At 62.0% G+C, this 17,025-nt stretch carries 14 protein-coding genes; 11 read left to right on the forward strand and 3 right to left on the reverse strand.

The genetic code is table 11. The annotated features are described in order from the left end of the window. Window positions 1-3 precede the first annotated feature (3 nt). Window positions 4-864 (reverse strand): DMT family transporter, encoded by an 861-nt coding sequence (locus tag ACGK9R_RS02800; protein WP_394578039.1) that lies wholly within the window; start codon window positions 862-864, stop codon window positions 4-6. A 194-nt stretch (window positions 865-1,058) separates the two neighbouring features. On the opposite strand from ACGK9R_RS02800, the gene ACGK9R_RS02805 reads away from it, so the two are divergent. The 7 genes from ACGK9R_RS02805 to ACGK9R_RS02835 all read left to right on the forward strand — a co-directional run bounded on the left by ACGK9R_RS02805 (window position 1,059) and on the right by ACGK9R_RS02835 (window position 10,021). Next, entirely contained in the window at window positions 1,059-2,069 is a 1,011-nt protein-coding gene (locus ACGK9R_RS02805; protein ID WP_394578040.1) for a DctP family TRAP transporter solute-binding subunit, read from the forward strand. Between the two features lie 57 nt (window positions 2,070-2,126). Beyond that, window positions 2,127-2,606 carry a TRAP transporter small permease gene (locus ACGK9R_RS02810; protein ID WP_394578041.1) on the forward strand — a complete coding sequence of 160 codons (480 nt, stop codon included), beginning with the start codon at window positions 2,127-2,129 and terminating at the stop codon, window positions 2,604-2,606. Next, entirely contained in the window at window positions 2,596-3,900 is a 1,305-nt protein-coding gene (locus tag ACGK9R_RS02815) for a TRAP transporter large permease (RefSeq protein ID WP_394578042.1), read from the forward strand. The genes ACGK9R_RS02810 and ACGK9R_RS02815 overlap by 11 nt, the downstream gene beginning before the upstream one ends. A 294-nt stretch (window positions 3,901-4,194) precedes the next feature. Beyond that, complete coding sequence (locus ACGK9R_RS02820) at window positions 4,195-5,175, forward strand: TAXI family TRAP transporter solute-binding subunit (protein WP_394578043.1); 981 nt, start codon at window positions 4,195-4,197, stop codon at window positions 5,173-5,175. Between the two features lie 137 nt (window positions 5,176-5,312). Then, the gene (locus ACGK9R_RS02825; RefSeq protein ID WP_394578044.1) at window positions 5,313-7,916 is read left to right on the forward strand and encodes a TRAP transporter permease; all 2,604 of its coding nucleotides are present in this window, start codon (window positions 5,313-5,315) and stop codon (window positions 7,914-7,916) included. Window positions 7,917-7,925: 9 nt separating this feature from the next. After that, a complete protein-coding gene (locus tag ACGK9R_RS02830) occupies window positions 7,926-8,354 on the forward strand; it encodes a universal stress protein (protein ID WP_394578045.1) in 429 nt (142 codons plus the stop codon). 146 nt (window positions 8,355-8,500) lie between these two features. Next, entirely contained in the window at window positions 8,501-10,021 is a 1,521-nt protein-coding gene (locus tag ACGK9R_RS02835) for an aldehyde dehydrogenase family protein (RefSeq protein ID WP_394578046.1), read from the forward strand. 69 nt (window positions 10,022-10,090) lie between these two features. Here ACGK9R_RS02835 and betT read toward each other — a convergent pair whose 3' ends face one another. After that, complete coding sequence (gene betT / locus ACGK9R_RS02840; RefSeq protein WP_394578047.1) at window positions 10,091-12,136, reverse strand: choline BCCT transporter BetT; 2,046 nt, start codon at window positions 12,134-12,136, stop codon at window positions 10,091-10,093. 213 nt (window positions 12,137-12,349) lie between these two features. After that, complete coding sequence (locus ACGK9R_RS02845; RefSeq protein WP_394578048.1) at window positions 12,350-12,766, reverse strand: hypothetical protein; 417 nt, start codon at window positions 12,764-12,766, stop codon at window positions 12,350-12,352. Window positions 12,767-12,901: 135 nt separating this feature from the next. On the opposite strand from ACGK9R_RS02845, the gene ACGK9R_RS02850 reads away from it, so the two are divergent. The 4 genes from ACGK9R_RS02850 to ACGK9R_RS02865 all read left to right on the forward strand — a co-directional run bounded on the left by ACGK9R_RS02850 (window position 12,902) and on the right by ACGK9R_RS02865 (window position 17,016). Further along, on the forward strand, window positions 12,902-13,822 hold the full coding sequence (locus ACGK9R_RS02850; RefSeq protein WP_394578049.1) for an alpha/beta hydrolase fold domain-containing protein: 921 nt from the start codon (window positions 12,902-12,904) through the stop codon (window positions 13,820-13,822). A gap of 189 nt (window positions 13,823-14,011) precedes the next feature. Beyond that, window positions 14,012-14,995 carry a Bug family tripartite tricarboxylate transporter substrate binding protein gene (locus ACGK9R_RS02855; RefSeq protein WP_394578580.1) on the forward strand — a complete coding sequence of 328 codons (984 nt, stop codon included), beginning with the start codon at window positions 14,012-14,014 and terminating at the stop codon, window positions 14,993-14,995. 53 nt (window positions 14,996-15,048) lie between these two features. Then, window positions 15,049-15,501 carry a tripartite tricarboxylate transporter TctB family protein gene (locus ACGK9R_RS02860; protein WP_394578050.1) on the forward strand — a complete coding sequence of 151 codons (453 nt, stop codon included), beginning with the start codon at window positions 15,049-15,051 and terminating at the stop codon, window positions 15,499-15,501. Between the two features lie 9 nt (window positions 15,502-15,510). Beyond that, the gene (locus ACGK9R_RS02865) at window positions 15,511-17,016 is read left to right on the forward strand and encodes a tripartite tricarboxylate transporter permease (protein ID WP_394578051.1); all 1,506 of its coding nucleotides are present in this window, start codon (window positions 15,511-15,513) and stop codon (window positions 17,014-17,016) included. Window positions 17,017-17,025 lie beyond the last annotated feature (9 nt).

Here is a 17,025-nt window from a genome sequence, read left to right on the forward strand (position 1 = left end):
GGTTCAAGCCGCCGGGCGGCGCTTTCCAAAGCGCAGCAGAATCAACCCCACTCCGGCAACTACCAGCCCGCCCCCGGCCAGCTTGTGCACGCCCAGGCTATCGCCCATCAAAAGCGCCCCCAGCCCCACCGCCAGTACCGGGACCAGTAGCGTCATCGGCACCACCTTGTTGACCGGATGGCGGCGCAAGAGCGCATACCAGATGCCGTAGGCGACGATCGACGACATCACGGCGGTGTAGAAGACCGCTCCCCACCCGGCCAGGCCCGCCGCTCGAATCGCCTGCCACTGGCCGCTTTCGAACAGCCAGGAGCCGAGCGCGACCTGGGGGATGGCTAAAAGCGCGATCCAGCCCGCTAATGCTAGCGGTGCGATAGGTGGGCCGCGCTTGATCAGAAGCTGCGACACCGCCCAACCGAAAGCGCTCAACAGCAGAATGCCAAGCGGCAGCGGCGCGGGCAGCGTCGGGCCGCCGGCCAGCACCACGACGCCGGCAAACGATAGAAGAAGCCCGACCAGGCGCTTGGGCCCCAGCTTCTCCTTGAGAAAGATGACCGCCAGAATCGTCGCAAACGGCGTACCCATCTGTACTAAAAGCGCCCCGGTACCTGCCTCGGACTGACCAAGGCCGATGAACAGCAGGGCGAAATGCAGCGTGCCGAAGGTAAACGAGAGCAAGAGCAGAAACGGCAGCTGGGCGCGCGGCACCGGGTGAAAGGGCACCAGCAGCAGGGCGACCAGTATGAAGCGCAGCGTGGTCATCAAAAGCGGCGGAAGCTCGATGACGCCCACCTTGATGACAATGATATTGAGCGCCCAGATGGCAACGACCAGAAGGCCCAGAAGTAAATCGCGTAGCGGCACGGTGGTGTCCTGTGAGTGAGGCAGTGATAACGAAATGAGCAAAGGGTACTCGACCATCATATCAGCCCGGCTCTCTTCCCTTCGCTTGGCAAGTGCCTACAATAGGTCAGGCGCCGCCGTAGCCGAACGCCCCAGGCCCGGCGGCACCCGCCTATAACAACCAGACATAAAAAACAGTGATACAAGGAATCATCATGACGCTGACACGCCACCTGTCTCATATCGCGCTGGGTCTGACCGGTGCGGCGCTCTTGTCGCTTTCCGTTTCCGCCCAGGCGCGCGAACTCTCTGTCTCCACCGTGCTTTCCGATGCCTTCCCCTGGGGGCAGGCCGCCGAAAAGTGGGCGGAACTTCTGGAGGAGCGTAGCGGCGGCGAGCTGACGCTGCGCGTCTATCCCAACTCGCAGTTGGTGTCCGGCGATCAGACCCGGGAGTTCTCCGCCATGCGCTCGGGGCTGATCGACGCCGCGGTGGGCTCGACCATCAACTGGTCGCCCCAGGTGCCGGAACTCAATCTCTTCTCGCTGCCGTTTTTCATTCCCGATACCGCCGCCGTGGATGCGGTGACCCAAGGCGAGGCCGGCGAGCTGGTGTTCGAGGCGATTGCCCGGCGCGGCATCATGCCGCTGGCCTGGGGGGAGAACGGCTTCCGCCAGGTCTCCAACTCCAGCGGGCCGATCAGCGCGCCGGCGGATCTCGACGGGCTGAAGATTCGCGTGGTCGGCTCGCCGCTGTTTCAGGACACCTTCGCCGCCCTCGGCGCCGACCCGACCCAGATGAGCTGGACCGACGCCCAGCCGGCGCTGACCACCGGGGCGGTGGATGGCCAGGAAAACCCGCTGTCAGTGTTCGACGCCGCGCGCATCGACCAGGTGGGTCAGGAGTACCTGACGCTCTGGAACTACATGAACGATCCGTTGATCTTCGCCGTGAACCAGCAGGTGTGGGGCTCGCTGAGCCCGGAAGAGCAGACCATGCTGCGCGAAACCGCCGAAGAGGCCGGGGCCTGGGAAATTGCGATGACCCGCGAACAGGAGAGCGAGCGGCTGGCCGCGATCGAAGAGCGCGGCGTCACCGTCACCGAGCTCAGTGACGCCGAGTACCAGGCGTTCGTCGAGGCGACCATGAGCGTTCATGAGAAGTGGGCCTCGCGTATCGGCGAAGACCTCTTGAAAGCCGCCCAGTCGGCGATCGACGCGCGCTAAACGCGCTGTTCTCCCGGCGACCGGTCCGCGCCGGTCGCCTTTTCGATTGAGGCCCACATGCAAGAGTTTTCCGATGCACGCCTCGAGCGCTGGCTGGGTGCGGCGTCGCTGATCGTCATCTCGCTCATTAGCTTGGGCAACGTGGTGACGCGCTACCTGACCGGCGGCTCGTTCTCGTTTACCGAAGAGTTTTCGGTATTTTTACTGGTGGTGCTGACCTTCGCCGGGGCCAGCGTGGCGCTCCGGCGCAACCGCCATATTCGTATCAGCTTTCTCGAGCGGATGCTGCCGGCCAAGTGGCGCGCTGCGCTGATCATCTTCCAGGGCCTGTGCGGGCTTCTGGTGCTTTGCTTGATCACCTGGCATGGCGGCAAGCTCGCCTTTCAGGAGTATCAGTGGGAGTCACTCTCGCCGGGGCTTGGCCTGCCCCAGTGGTGGTATCTGGTGTGGCTGCCGGTGCTCTCGGCGCTGATGCTTTGGCGGCTCGTTCAGCAGACCCGTGAGCGGCTCAGCGGGAGGCTGCGCGATGACCCCTGATCTGTGGATGATCCTCGCCTTTGCCGGGCTCTTGATTGCCGGGGTGCCGGTGGCGTTTTCGCTGGCGCTGGCGGGCTCGGTCGGCATCGTCACCGGGCTTTCGCCGGAGATGCTGGCAACCCTTGGCACCAACACCTACAACAGCATCGCCAAGTACCCGTTGATCGCCATTCCGCTGTTCATCCTGACCGGGCTGATCTTCGAGCGCTCCGGCGTGGCGCTGCGGCTGGTGCGCTTCGCCCAGGCGCTGATCGGCCCGCGCCACGGGGGCTTGGCGCTGGTGGCGGTGCTGGTGTGCATGATCATGGGGGGCATGTCCGGCTCCGGCCCGGCGGACGCAGCGGCGGTGGCCATGGTGATGCTGCCGAGCATGACGAAGGCGGGCTATCCCAAGCCGTTTTCCGCCACGCTGATCGCGGCGTCCGCCTCCACCGCGATTCTCATTCCGCCGTCGGTGGCGCTGATTCTCTACTCCATCGTGGTGCCCGGGGTCGATCTTCGCGCGCTGTTCGCCGCCGGGCTTTTCCCTGGCATTCTGGCCGGGCTTTCGCTTCTGGTGCCGGCGCTTTTTCTCGCCAGGCGCTACGGCTGGGAGGGTAGCGCACCTGTGGAAGATGCCGAACGGCTGAGCGTGGGAGCGGCGTTCAGGCAGGCGCTGCCGGCGCTGTTCGCGCCCGTGCTGATTCTCGGCGGGCTGCGCTCGGGGCTTTTCACCCCGACCGAGGCGGCGGTAGTGGCGGTTGCCTACGGTACGCTGGTCGGGCTCTTTCTCACCCGGGAGCTGTCGCTCGGGGATCTCTGGGCGCTTCTGGGCGAGGCGGCGATCATCTCCGGGGTGGTGATGCTGATCATCGCGCTGGCCGGCGTGTTCGCCTGGGCGGGCACCATGCTCGGCACCTTCCGCCACCTGGCGGAGTGGATGATCGGGCTGACCGACAACGGCGTGCTGCTGCTGGTACTGGTGATGCTGGCGGTGCTGATCGCCGGGATGCTGCTCGATGCCATCTCGATCTATCTAATTCTGATGCCGATTTTGATTCCGGTGATGCAGCACTTCGAGTGGAACCCGGTGTGGTTCGGCATCCTGCTGGCCATGAATATTGCCATCGGTCAGTTCACTCCGCCGGTGGCGGTGAATCTGATGGTGACCACGGAGGTAGCGAAAATTCGCCTCGAGCACACCCTGGGGTGGGCGCTGATTTTCGTAGTCGCCATGGCGGCGGCGATGGCGGTGGTGGCGATGTTTCCGGCCATTGCGCTGTGGCTGCCTACCTGGCTTGGCTACAACGTGTGAGCGCTGCCTGCCCTGAAGCCGTCTGCGTTTAAAAAAGGGCAGGGCGCTAACGTGCGTTTGGGCAAGGAGTTTATATACTCAGCTATAACGTTACGCACTTTTCGCCAAGGCTCGATTTTTTCGCTAAAGTAAGCGGGCCTCGGCCGCAAAGCGGCGGAGTTAAAAGACTGACTCGTAAGCGTTTTGAACGTCATCACCCAAGGGGACCTTGAGCATGGGTGGTTCAAGGCGGCTTACGTTCACCAAGGCATGCTTGCAAAAGAGCGTGCTCACAAAAGACAAAGAGGTGTGTCCATGAAGCGCCATGTATTCTCTACCGCTGCCTTTTCAGGCGCGCTGGTGGCCGCGGCCAGTTTCGCAAGCCCGGCCATCGCCCAGGAACGCTACATCACCATCGGTACCGGCGGTCAGACCGGCGTTTACTACGTCGTGGGCCAGTCGGTATGCCGCATGGTCAACCGCGGCAGCGAAGAGCACAACATCCGCTGTAACGCGCCGTCTACCGGCGGCTCGGTGGCTAACGTCAACGGCATGAAAAACGGCGACCTGGACATGGGCGTCGTGCAGTCCGACGTTCAGTACCGCGCCTACAACGGCGAAGGCAACTTCGAGGACGAAGGCGGCTGGGAAGAGATGCGTTCGGTCTTCACCATGCACGGTGAGCCGCTGACCGTGGTCGCCCGCGCTGACGCCGGCATCGAGAACATCAGCGATTTCCCCGGCAAGCGCGTCAACATCGGTAACCCGGGCTCCGGCCAGCGCAACACCATGGACGTGGTGATGGATGCTTTCGGTTGGGACGAAGACACCTTCGCGCTCGCCTCCCAGCTCGACGCTGCCGAACAGGCCGCCGCACTCTCCGATAACAACATCGACGCCATGGTGTATGTCGTTGGCCACCCCAACGGCTCCATCCAGGAAGCGACCACCACCATCGACGCGCGCCTGGTTTCGGTGACCGGTGACGAGATCGACGGTCTGATCGAAGAGTATCCTTACTACACTCGCTCGGTGATTCCGGGTGGACTGTACCGCGGTAACGACGAAGACATCGAAACCTTCGGCGTAGCGGCGACCTTCGTCTCCTCCACCAACGTCGACGAAGACGTAATTTACGAAACCGTCAAGGCAGTGTTCGAGAACTTCGACCGCTTCAAGCGCCTGCACCCGGCGTTTGAAAATCTCAACGAAGAAGAGATGATCTCCGACGGTTTGACCGCGCCGCTGCATGCCGGCGCCGAGCGCTACTACCGTGAGCGCGGCTGGATCGAGTAAGTCGACAAGCGCTAAGCGGTGATCACCGTAGCGCCTTGAGTAAAACGCAAAGCGCGGGCGCCCTGGGTGCCCGCGCTTTTGTTGATCAGAGTTGGACCCGTGCCGGCGTTCGGCGCGGACCTTTAAAGGGCAAGCGTATGCAAGACGAAAAAACATCTTCGGCGGCCGCGCAGCACGACCTGGAGGACATGGTCGCCTCCAGCGATACCGGCGCGCGCAAACCCCTCGGGGCGCCGGGCAAGCTGCTGGTGGGCATTGCCGCGGCCTGGTCGCTGTTCCAGCTTTGGATCGCCTCGCCGCTGCCTTACATGATGGGCTTTGGCGTGTTCAGCGCCACCGAGGCCCGCTCGATCCATCTGGCCTTCGCGCTGTTTCTGGCGTTCATGGCGTACCCGGCGCTCAAGCGCTCGCCGCGCGACCGGGTGCCGCTGCAGGATTGGGCATTCGCCGCTGTGGCGGCGTTCTGCGGCGCCTATCTCTTCGTTTTTTATGACGATCTGGCCGGCCGCGCCGGGCGACCCATCACCCAGGACATCGTGGTCGGCGTCGTCGGCATCGTCATGCTGCTGGAGGCGACCCGGCGCGCGCTCGGCCCGCCCTTGATGGTGGTAGCGGCAATCTTCATTGCCTATTCGTTGTTCGGCCCTTACATGCCCGGCATTCTCGCCCACCGCGGCGTGAGCCTGGGTGGGTTGATCAACCACCAGTGGCTCGGCACTCAGGGCGTGTTCGGCATCGCGCTGGGCGTTTCCACCAGTTTCGTATTCCTGTTCGTACTCTTTGGCGCGCTGCTCGATAAAGCGGGCGCGGGTAACTATTTCATCAAGGTGGCCTTCTCGATGCTGGGCCACTTCAAGGGTGGCCCGGCCAAGGCCGCCGTAGTGGCCTCGGGTATGACCGGGCTGATCTCGGGCTCCTCGATCGCCAATACCGTGACCACCGGTACCTTCACCATTCCGATGATGAAGCGGGTAGGGTTCAGCGCCGAAAAAGCCGGGGCGGTGGAAGTCTCCTCCTCGGTCAACGGCCAGATCATGCCCCCGGTCATGGGGGCGGCAGCGTTTTTGATGGTCGAGTACGTGGGTATCTCCTACGTCGAGGTCATCAAGCACGCCTTTCTACCGGCGCTGATCTCCTATATCGCGCTGATCTATATCGTGCACCTGGAAGCGCTGAAAGCGAACATGCGCGGCTTGCCCTCGAGCAACCCGCCGCGTCCGCTTCTGAACAAGGTGATCGGATTCTTGACCGGGCTTTTATTGCTGATGGCGCTCTCCATCGGCGTGTATTACGGGTTGGGCTGGCTCAAGCCGGTGCTCGGCGATGCCACCCCTTGGGTCATTTCGGTGGGCCTGGCGGTCGTTTATATCGGGCTTTTGAAAATCAGCTCGAATTACCCGGAGCTCGAGGTCGATGACCCCAACTCCAAAGTGGTGAAACTGCCGCAAACCCGGCCCACGGTGATGGTGGGGCTTCACTACATCCTGCCGGTCGTCGTACTGGTGTGGTGCTTGATGGTGGAGCGCCTGTCACCCGGGCTTTCGGCCTTCTGGGCGACCGTGTTCATGATCTTCATCATGGTCACCCAGCGTCCGATCATCGCGCTGTTTAGAGGCCGCAGCCAGCTCGCGGACGACATCAAGGAAGGCCTTTGGGACCTCTGGGACGGCCTTGTGACCGGCGCGCGCAACATGATTGGTATCGGCATCGCCACCGCCACGGCGGGCATCGTGGTTGGCGCGGTATCGCAAACCGGCGTAGGCCTGGTACTGGCGGACGTGGTCGAGATTCTCTCCGGCGGTAACCTGATGGTGATTCTACTGCTCACCGCCGTGCTCAGTCTGATTCTCGGTATGGGTCTTCCCACCACTGCCAACTACATCGTCGTGTCCGCGCTGATGGCGCCGGTGATCGTGATGCTCGGCCAGCAGAACGGGCTGATCGTACCGCTGATCGCGGTGCATCTGTTCGTGTTCTACTTCGGCATCATGGCAGACGTGACCCCGCCGGTGGGGCTTGCCTCCTTTGCCGCGGCGGCGGTCTCCGGGGGTGATCCGATCCGCACCGGCTTCCAGGCGTTCTACTACAGCCTGCGTACCGCCGCGCTGCCGTTTCTGTTCATCTTCAACACCGACCTTCTGTTGATCGACGTCACCGTGGCCCAGGGGGTGCTGATCTTCATCGTCGCCACCGTCGCCATGCTGATCTTCGCCGCTGGCACCCAGGGCTACTTCATTACCCGCAACCGCTGGTACGAGTCGATTCTGCTGCTGCTGGTCGCCTTCACGCTGTTCCGCCCGGGCTTCTGGATGGATCGTATCCACGACCCCTACGAATCAATACCGCCGGCGCAGTTTGCCGAGGCGTTGGGTGATGTGGACGAAGGCAGCAACCTGCGTATCCAGATCGCCGGTGAAGACGCCTTCGGCGCGCCGCTGACCACCTACATGCTGGTGCCGGTGCCGGATGGTGACACCGCTGAAGAGCGCATGGCGAACCTGGGGCTCGAGCTCTACACCGACGGCGATCAAACCCTGGTGGACTTCGTCGAGTTCGGTAGCCCCGCTGCGGAGCTGGGCCTCGACTTCGATCAGGAGATCATCGAGGTGCTGGCCCCGGTAAATCGTTGGACGAAAGAGTGGATGTGGCTGCCGGCGCTGGGGCTTTTTGCCCTCGTCGTGCTGTTGCAGCGCGGCCGTCGTCGCAAGGAAGAGCCGGAGTCGGCCATCACGAGTTCCTAGGAGTGTGCCATGTATCAGAAGATTCTGTTACCCGTGGACCTGAACGAAGAGAGCTCCTGGAAAAAAGCGTTGCCCGTGGCGGCAACGCTTTGCCAGACTTTCGGTGCCTCATTACATCTGGTGAGCGTGCTGCCGGAGTTCAAGATGCCGATGGTCGGGGCCTATTTTCCGAAAGACTTTTCGAAAAGGGCGCACGAGGCGATGAAGGAGGCCCAGACCGCCTTCATCGACGAACACGTGCCCGAGGGCATCAAGACCCAGAGCGTGATCATCGACGGCTCGCCCTGGGAGGCGATCATCAAGGTCGGCAAGAAGATCGACGCCGATTTGATCGTCATGGCCTCGCACACCAAGCGCAAGTTCGCCGACTACGTACTCGGCCCCAACGCCGAACACGTAGTGCACCATGCAAAGATCTCGGTGATGATCGTGCGCTGAAAGGCGTATTTGACCTTCAAAGGCGGCTTCGGCCGCCTTTTTTCATTATGGATGACCGGCTTCGACGTTTGGCTAATGTCGTTTGCGCTTCGAGTGACCAACACTGGTTGAGCGGTTCAAACAATACATTGTCCAGGAGGCCCATCATGATCTACGCGAATCCCGGTGAAGCGAACGCCGTCGTCACCTTCGAAAAGCGCTACGGAAACTACATCGGCGGTGAGTTCGTGGCGCCGGTAAAAGGCCAGTACTTCGATAACCTGAGCCCGGTGAACGGCGAGGTGTTCTGCGAGATTCCCCGCTCGAGCGACGAGGATCTGGAGAAGGCACTGGACGCCGCCCACAAGGCCGCGCCCGCCTGGGGCAAGACCTCCGCCGCCGAGCGCAGCAACCTCCTGCTCAAGATGGCGGATCGCATCGAGCAGAACCTGGAACTGCTGGCGGTGGCCGAGTCCTGGGACAACGGCAAGGCGGTGCGCGAGACCCTGAACGCCGACATTCCGCTCGCTATCGACCATTTCCGCTACTTCGCCGGCTGCATTCGCGCTCAGGAGGGCACCGCGGCGGACATCGACGCCAACACCGTGGCGTATCACTTCCACGAGCCGCTGGGCGTGGTGGGCCAGATCATTCCCTGGAACTTCCCGATTCTCATGGCGGTGTGGAAACTCGCGCCCGCGCTTGCCGCCGGCAACTGCGTGGTGCTCAAACCCGCCGAGCAGACGCCGGCCTCCGTACTCGAGCTGATGAAGGTGATCGGTGATTTGATCCCGCCCGGGGTGGTCAACGTGCTCAATGGCTACGGCGAAGAGATCGGCCAGAGTCTCGCTACCAGCAAGCGTATCGCCAAGATCGCCTTCACCGGCTCCACGCCGGTGGGCTCGCACATCCTCAAGTGCGCCGCCGAGAACATCATCCCCTCCACCGTGGAGCTCGGCGGCAAGTCGCCGAACATCTACTTCGCCGACATCATGAACGCCGAGCCAAGCTTCATCGACAAGGCCGTGGAAGGGCTGGTGCTGGCATTTCTGAACCAGGGCGAAGTCTGCACCTGCCCGTCCCGCGCTCTGGTGCAGGAGAGCATGTACGATGAGTTCATGGCGAAAGTGCTCGAGCGCACCAAAGCGATCAAGCGCGGCAATCCGCTCGACACCGACGTACAGGTCGGCGCTCAGGCATCGCAAGAGCAGTTCGACAAGATCATGTCCTACATGGATGTCGCCCGCGAAGAGGGCGCCGAGTTTCTCACCGGCGGCAACAAGGCGAGCATCGAAGGAGGTTTCGATAGTGGCTACTACATCGAGCCGACGATTCTGAAGGGCAACAACAGGATGCGCATCTTCCAGGAGGAGATCTTCGGCCCGGTAGTGTCGGTCACCACCTTCAAGGACGAGGAAGAAGCGCTGGCGATCGCCAACGACACCGAGTTCGGCCTCGGCGCCGGTGTCTGGAGCCGCGATATCAACGTGGCGTTTCGCATGGGCCGCGGCATCCAGGCCGGACGCGTGTGGACCAACTGCTACCACCAGTACCCGGCCCACGCGGCCTTCGGTGGCTACAAGAAGTCCGGCGTCGGCCGCGAAACCCACAAGATGGCGCTGGAACACTACCAGCAGACCAAGAACCTGCTGGTCAGCTACGACATCAACCCGATGGGCTTTTTCTAACTTTTTGAAAGCCAATCGATAGCGCCAAAAAAACCGCCCCTGCTCGGGGCGGTTTCTCGTTACGCGCGATTAAAGCGTATCTTCCGGCGGCTCGCCGATGGTGCCCGGCATGGGCTGCACGGTGCCGCGCTGCTGGTTGGTCAGCGTCAAGAACTGCAGGTGGCGTTCGTACTCCGCCAGCAAATCGCCGATCACCTGACCGCGGGTGTAGCCGTTGAGCTCCTTGTCCTGCCCACCCTCGGCAAGATAAACGTCCAGGCGCACGTAGAAGTCGTCGTCCGCCGGGATGAAGCTTGGCGTGCGCAGGCGCTGCGGGCACACCTGGTAGACGAAACTGGTCGCCTCATCGAAGCTCACCTGAAGCGTCAGGTTCGGCAGCGACTCGCCTTCGGCGTGCTCTTCACTAACTGTGGCGGTTTGCCCGCGGCTTTCGAGCTCCTGGGCGAACTGGGTCATCGCCGGGCGAATCGCGTGCTCGATGGTGGCGGCGGCACCCGCGCGGTTGGAGGTATCCAGCGCCCGGTCCAGGCGCTCGCGCCAGTCGCCGCCCGGCGCGCTGCCGGCGATCATGCGCCGCGCGTCCGCTTTGCTGCCCTCGAGCTTGAGCGCTTTATAAGTGCCCACCATGATGGCAAAGATCACCACCGAGAACGGCAGGGCGGTAATCACCACTGCGCTCTGCAGCGCCTCGAGCCCGCCGGCCATCAGAAGCGCCACGGTGACAAGGCCGATCACCGCCGACCAGAAGATGCGCAGGCGCACCGGCGCGTCGTGGTTCACGTCGCTCAGAATCGAGGTGAAGTTGGCCAGTACCAGCGCCCCGGAGTCCGCCGAGGTGATGAAGAACACCACGCCCAAAAGCGTCACCACACCGGCGGTGATGCTCACGTAGGGGTAGTACTCCAAAAGCGTATAAAGTGTGGTTTGCGGGGCGTTGAGCGCCTGCTCGCCAAGCTCGGTCACGCCCTGGCTTGCGACCAGGTCGATGCCACTGTTACCGAAGATCGACATCCACACCATCATGAACGCCAGCGGGATGAACAGCGCCCCGGCGACGAACTCGCGAATCGTGCGCCCGCGGGAAATACGCGCCAGAAAAAGCCCGACAAAAGGCGTCCAGGCGATCCACCAGCCCCAGAAGAAGATCGTCCACCACATCTTCCACTCCTGGGCACCTTCGTCGGCGAAGGCGTAGGTGTCGAAGCTCGCGGCGACGAAGCCTGCGAAGTAGTCGCCGATGTTGTTGACCATGCGATCGAGCAGCATCAGCGTGTCGCCGGAGAAAAGCACGAACAGCATCAGGCCAAGCGCCAGCAGCATGTTGAACTCGGAAAGCCGGCGGATACCCTTCTCGACCCCGGTGACCACCGAAATCGTCGCCAGAATCACCACCAGCACGATCAAAATCACCTGCACGCTCAGGGTTTCCGGCACGCCGAACATGTAGGTCAGCCCGTAGTTGAGCTGGATCACCCCGATCCCCAGACTCGTGGCGATACCGAACACCGTCGAGATGATCGCGGTGATATCCACGGCGTTACCGATCGGGCCGTGGATGCGCTTGCCCAGCAGCGGGTAGAGCGCGCTTCGAATCGCCAGCGGCAGGCGATGGCGGTAGCTGAAGTAGGCCAGCGCCATACCCATCAACACGTAAAGCCCCCAGCCGGAAAGCCCCCAGTGCAGATAGGTTTGAACGACGGCATGACGCAGCGCGGCTTGGCTCTCCGGTGCCAGATCCGGCGGCGCCAGGTAGTGGGAGATCGGCTCGGCCACGCTAAAAAACAGAAGATCGATCCCGATACCGGCGGCGAACAGCATCGCCGACCAGGAGATTAGCGAGAACTCCGGACGCGAATGGTCCGGCCCCAGGCGGATACTGCCAAAGCGCGACATGCCGATCACCACCACGAACAGAAGGTAGGCGACGATGGCGAGCATGTAGTACCAGCCGAAGGTGGTGCTCACCCACGCCACACCGGCATCGAAGAACGCCCCGGCGCGCTCGGTGAACAGCATTGTGAAAACGAGAAAAATCGCGATACCGGCCACGCTCCCATGGAACACCACGGGATTGAGCCGATCGCGAGAGGGATGGGTAGCGGCGTTTTTCGCCATACGCACTCTCCAGTGATCGAGGTAAAAAGATTATTTTTAAATGAACGTTCAATATAAAATAAAGGTTTTAGCTCACCACTGCAAGTTAGCGCCTGCCTGGCTACTGTCGGTGTGTCACCCTCGAACGCAAAGCGCCCGGCCAGGGGCCGGGCGCTGAACGCGGTCATGCGGTTGAATTCTTTACACTATTTCAGGGGTGAAGCGGATACGGGTTCAGGGCGTGGCGGTGTCGTCATCGTCAGCTTGCGCGCTGGTATCGGCATCGCCTTCGCCGCGCTCACCCCGGCGCTGGTGATGGCGCTCGCCGCGCATCTCGCGCATGGTGTCTTTCAGTGCCTGGTGCTCCTGTTCGGTCAGGATCTCGTCGACCCGCGCTTCGTGCTCGTCGTGCAGCGCCTTCATCGCTTCGAACAGCTCGGCGTTGGCTTCATCGAGCGCCTGCTGCTTCTCTTCGTCGATGCCGGCACGCTGATAAAGCTCCTGGCGCTGCTCCTGCATGCGCTCGCGCATCTGCTCGCGGTCCTTGCCGCCGTGGCCGTCGTGCGGGTGCGCCTGAGCGCTCATGGCAACGGGGACCAGCGCAACCGCCAGCAGGGCCGGGGCGAATATCTTGCGAAGTGATAACGTCATGAGGTCTCTCCTTGGTTCGAACTGTCGACTGTGACCCCTGCAGTATCGAGCGGCGCGGTGTAAAGTCGTTGCAGAAAGTGTGCAAACACCGTGACACCGGTGCGCCACTCAACGATCACGAGCAAAGGACGACCCATGACGATCAAGCAAAGGCTTAAGCGCACGCTGGGGGCGGGGAGTCTTCTTTTGACGCTGTGCGGCTGCGGCGCCACTCACCTGGCCAGCAGCGGCGAGAGCGCCGAGGCCCAGGGGTATGAAAAGCCGGCGGTACGCTCGAGCGCGCTCGCGCCCGAGCGCTATACCCCAGCCGACTGGCCCGCGCCGCTCAACGCGTGGGTGCGCCTGCCCGAAACCCCGAATGAAACGAGGCGCCCGGCGGCGCTGATCGTTCACGGCGGCGGCTGGCGAGGGCGAAGCCCCAGCGATATGGAGGGCATCGCGCGAAAGCTGGCAGGCCAGGGCTACGTCACGGTCAATATCGAATACCGCTTCGCCCCGCGCTACCGCTTTCCCGCTCAGCTTTTCGACCTGCAGCAGGCGATGCGCTGGATCCATGACAACGCCGAGCGCTTTCGTATCGACACCGACCGGATCGTCGGGGTGGGCTACTCCTCCGGCGCGCACCTGGTCAGCCTGTTGGCGCTGGCAAGCCAAACCGGCCCACTGGCGAAGCCTTACGGCGGCGAGCACACCCGGCTCGCCGCCGCGGCGGTGGGGGGCTTGCCAAGCGATCTGTTGAAGTTCGACGACGGCCCGCTGGTCGTCAACCTGCTCGGCGGCACCCGCGACGAGGTGCCCGACGCCTACGTCCAGGCCTCGCCGATTCGTCACATCACCCCTGAAGCGCCCCCGTTTTTCATCTTCCACGGCAACCGTGACCGGCTGGTGCCGGTGGATCACGCCCGCGATTTCTACCAAGCCCTCAAGGCCCAGGGCACGCCCACCGAGCTCTACCTGCAGCACGGCCGCGGGCATATCGCCGCCTTTTTGCTGCGCGGTGGCGCCATCGATGCGGCGATCGCGTTTCTCAATCGGGAGGTGGATAACGGCCGTTAGACTTTAGTTGGCTTTTGCCGGCGTGCAAGGTTGGTGAAAGCTTTGTGACATAGCGTGTCTATCCTGCAGGCAAAGACCTGCTCACATCGGCAGGCAACGACCTGTTCGAAAAATCTATAAAAAAGTGAGAACGCTATGCCCAAATCATCTGCTCCTAACCGTATTGCTCGTAACGCTACTCCGCTTGGCATGAAAATGAAGTCGCTGCTGGTTGGCGCGACGGCGGCCGTGGCTGCCATGACCATGGCGCTACCTGCGCTTGCCGACAACTACCCCGAGCGCCCCATTACCATGGTCGTAGGCTTTGGGACCGGCGGCAGCGCTGACCGTATGGCTCGGCTGATGTCGACCTCAATCTCTGAAGAGATCGGCGTGCCGATCCAGGTCGTCAACCGTCCCGGTGCCGGCACCCAGGTCGCCTCCAACTACATGCTGAACATGCCCGACGACGGCTATACGGTGTACGCGTCGACCTTCGCGCCGTACCTGACCAACTCGATTCTTACCGGTGGCGCCAACTTCAGCATCGATGACTTCAGCTACGTCAATTTCCAGTGGTTCGATCTGGACTTGATCGCCGCCAATCGCGATAGCGGCTACGAAGACCTGCCGTCACTGCTCGACGCCATCCGCGATCCCGACACCACCGTGCGTGCCTCCGTAGTGCAGGGCTCGGCGGGCCACCTGATGGCGCGGGTGCTGTTGGATCGTGCCGGTATCCCGCAGGAAAACCTGAACCTGGTGACCTACAACAGCGGCGGTGAAGCGCGCTCGGCGGTGGCCGGCGGTCAGGTCGATTTTGCCATCTTCAGCGCTCAGGGCAGCGAAGGTATTCGTGAGTTCTTGACCCCGCTTGCCATCGTCAGCGACGAGCGTATCGATGAGTGGGACGTGGCGCCGATCAACGAAGCGCTCGAGTCGATCGATCTTGAAGTACCGGTACTGCAAGGCTCGATTCGTGGCTTCGCGGTGACCAGCGAAATGGAGCGCGAGCACCCCGAGCGTTTCGAGACGTTCTCTTCGGCGATTCAAAGTGCGCTGGCCCGCAAAGACGTTCAAGAGCAGCTCGAGCGTAACGAGATGGGCGGCGTGTGGATCGGCCCGGAACGTGCCAACGAGCTGATGCGCGAAAACTTTGAGGTTTTCGAACAGTACGCCCACCTGCTTGACTGATATTGCTAAGTCACCGGCCCCTTGCTCAAAGGGGCCGGTCTGGAGAATCAACCATGTCAGTAAAAAAACGCGACTATGGGGACTTCATCGTCCTCATAGCGCTTGCCTGCTTCACCACCTGGTACTTGATGGATGCGATCGGCGCCTCGTCTCGCACTCAGAACCTTTTGTTGATCCTGCCGCTGTCCCTGACCGTCCTGGCCATCATTGCGCTTGAAATCGTGATACGCCTCAAGCATGGAACACTCTTGCACCCGTGGGTCGAGGGCGAGCCGCTTTACCGTACGCTGCCGGTGGTGGGGCTATTTGCCGCCTACGTGCTGTCGCTTGAAACGATAGGTTTCGATATCGCGACGGTACTGTTCATCGCATTCTTTCTGGTACTCAAGGGCGAGCGCAATCTGTGGATGGTGGTGGGTTTCAGCACCGCGTTTGGTCTGGCTTCCGTGTATTTCTTCGCGCAGATGCTGCCTTATCCCATGACCTTGCTACTGCTGCCAAGCTAAGGAGTCGCTATGATCGATTACGCTTCCGTACAGCAGGGTCTGGCCCTGCTCTTTTCAAGCTTCGACCCATGGATGGTGGTCGTTCCCGGTATCGTTCTAGGGCTGATTTTCGGCGCCACGCCGGGGCTTCAGATCTCCATGGCCATGGCGATCTTTCTGCCGATCACCCTGTATATGGATTTCATGCAGGCGATGCTGTTCTTGACCGCCATCTTTACCGGCGGCTCGTTTGGCTCGGGTATTCCCGCGATATTGATGAATATTCCCGGTACCTCATCGGCCATTGCCACCGCCTTTGACGGCTACCCCATGGCGCGCAAGGGCCAGCACAACCAAGCGCTGGGTATTGCGCTGGCTTCGTCGGTGGTCGGCGTACTCATCGGCTACGTGATCCTGTTCATCATGATCGAGCCGCTGTCGCTGATGGTGCTCAAGCTTGGCCCGGTCGAGATGTTCATCGTCATCCTCTGGGGCATGACGCTGATTGCAAGTCTCAAGGGCGAGCAGGTGCTCAAGGGCTTGATGGCCGGTTTCGTCGGGCTCTTGGCGGGTACGATCGGCTTCAGCGAGATCGGCATTGCGCGGGGCACCATGGGCCAGACTTACCTGCTCGACGGCATTCCCGTGATCCCGGCGATGATGGGCATGTTTGCCGCCTCGGAGCTTTTCAAGCTGGCCAACAAGGGCTTCATCGTCGAGTCCGAAGATTCGCGTAAAGTGAATATTCGCGAGATTCTTGTCGGCTGTAAAATGGCGTTCAGCTACCCGCTGGTGCTGATTCGTGGCTGCCTGATCGGCGTCTTCGTGGGTGCGGTACCCGGCGTTGGTTCGTCCGTGTCGAACCTACTCTCTTATGTGGAGACCAAGCGCCGGGATAAAGATCCGGAGTCGTTTGGCAAGGGTAACCCCAAGGGCGTGGTCGCTTCTGAATCGGCCAACAGCACCTCGGAAGCCGGCTCCATGGCCACGCTTCTGGCGCTGGGTATTCCCGGTGGTGGCGCAACGGCCGTCATGCTGGCAGCGTTTGCCATGCACAACATCACCGGCGGGCCGCAGTTCATCCGCCAGCAGACCGATGTGGTGTACGCCATCATCTTTGCCAACTTCGCCCAGGTGTTCATCCTGATCGTGGTCGGGCTGATGTTCATTCCCTTGCTTGCCAACATCGTCAAGGTCCCCATGCGCTATCTGATTCCTTCGGTGCTGGTGCTGGCGGTCATGGGCTCGTTTGGCCTGACCGGCAATATGACCGGGCCCGCCACGGTGCTGGTCTTTGCCATCATTGGCTGGATCCTTCGCCACTACGGCTACTCGGTGCCCGCGGCGGTGATCGGGCTGCTGCTGGGCGCGCTTGCCGAAAAATCGCTGATTCACTCGTATCAGATCAGCGGGGGCGATATCGGCTACCTGTTCGAGCGCCCGATCGCACTGGGAATTTTGGCACTGCTGCTGATTTCGCTGTTTGGTCAGCCGCTCATGAAACGCATCAAGGCGCGTCGAGCCGCTAACGCTTAATATGCCGAA

The organism is Halomonas sp. HNIBRBA4712, from assembly GCF_043558675.1.
GTDB lineage: Bacteria > Pseudomonadota > Gammaproteobacteria > Pseudomonadales > Halomonadaceae > Vreelandella.

Bases quoted from the DNA above. Each gene is read 5' to 3' on its own strand.
- ACGK9R_RS02825 (WP_394578044.1), top strand. From the start codon at position 5,313: ATGCAAGACGAAAAAACATCTTCGGCGGCCGCGCAGCACGACCTGGAG.
- ACGK9R_RS02855 (WP_394578580.1), top strand. From the start codon at position 14,012: ATGAAAATGAAGTCGCTGCTGGTTGGCGCGACGGCGGCCGTGGCTGCC.
- ACGK9R_RS02865 (WP_394578051.1), top strand. From the start codon at position 15,511: ATGATCGATTACGCTTCCGTACAGCAGGGTCTGGCCCTGCTCTTTTCA.
- ACGK9R_RS02850 (WP_394578049.1), top strand. From the start codon at position 12,902: ATGACGATCAAGCAAAGGCTTAAGCGCACGCTGGGGGCGGGGAGTCTT.
- ACGK9R_RS02810 (WP_394578041.1), top strand. From the start codon at position 2,127: ATGCAAGAGTTTTCCGATGCACGCCTCGAGCGCTGGCTGGGTGCGGCG.
- betT (WP_394578047.1), bottom strand. From the start codon at position 12,136: ATGGCGAAAAACGCCGCTACCCATCCCTCTCGCGATCGGCTCAATCCC.
- ACGK9R_RS02860 (WP_394578050.1), top strand. From the start codon at position 15,049: ATGTCAGTAAAAAAACGCGACTATGGGGACTTCATCGTCCTCATAGCG.
- ACGK9R_RS02815 (WP_394578042.1), top strand. From the start codon at position 2,596: ATGACCCCTGATCTGTGGATGATCCTCGCCTTTGCCGGGCTCTTGATT.
- ACGK9R_RS02835 (WP_394578046.1), top strand. From the start codon at position 8,501: ATGATCTACGCGAATCCCGGTGAAGCGAACGCCGTCGTCACCTTCGAA.
- ACGK9R_RS02845 (WP_394578048.1), bottom strand. From the start codon at position 12,766: ATGACGTTATCACTTCGCAAGATATTCGCCCCGGCCCTGCTGGCGGTT.
- ACGK9R_RS02805 (WP_394578040.1), top strand. From the start codon at position 1,059: ATGACGCTGACACGCCACCTGTCTCATATCGCGCTGGGTCTGACCGGT.
- ACGK9R_RS02820 (WP_394578043.1), top strand. From the start codon at position 4,195: ATGAAGCGCCATGTATTCTCTACCGCTGCCTTTTCAGGCGCGCTGGTG.
- ACGK9R_RS02830 (WP_394578045.1), top strand. From the start codon at position 7,926: ATGTATCAGAAGATTCTGTTACCCGTGGACCTGAACGAAGAGAGCTCC.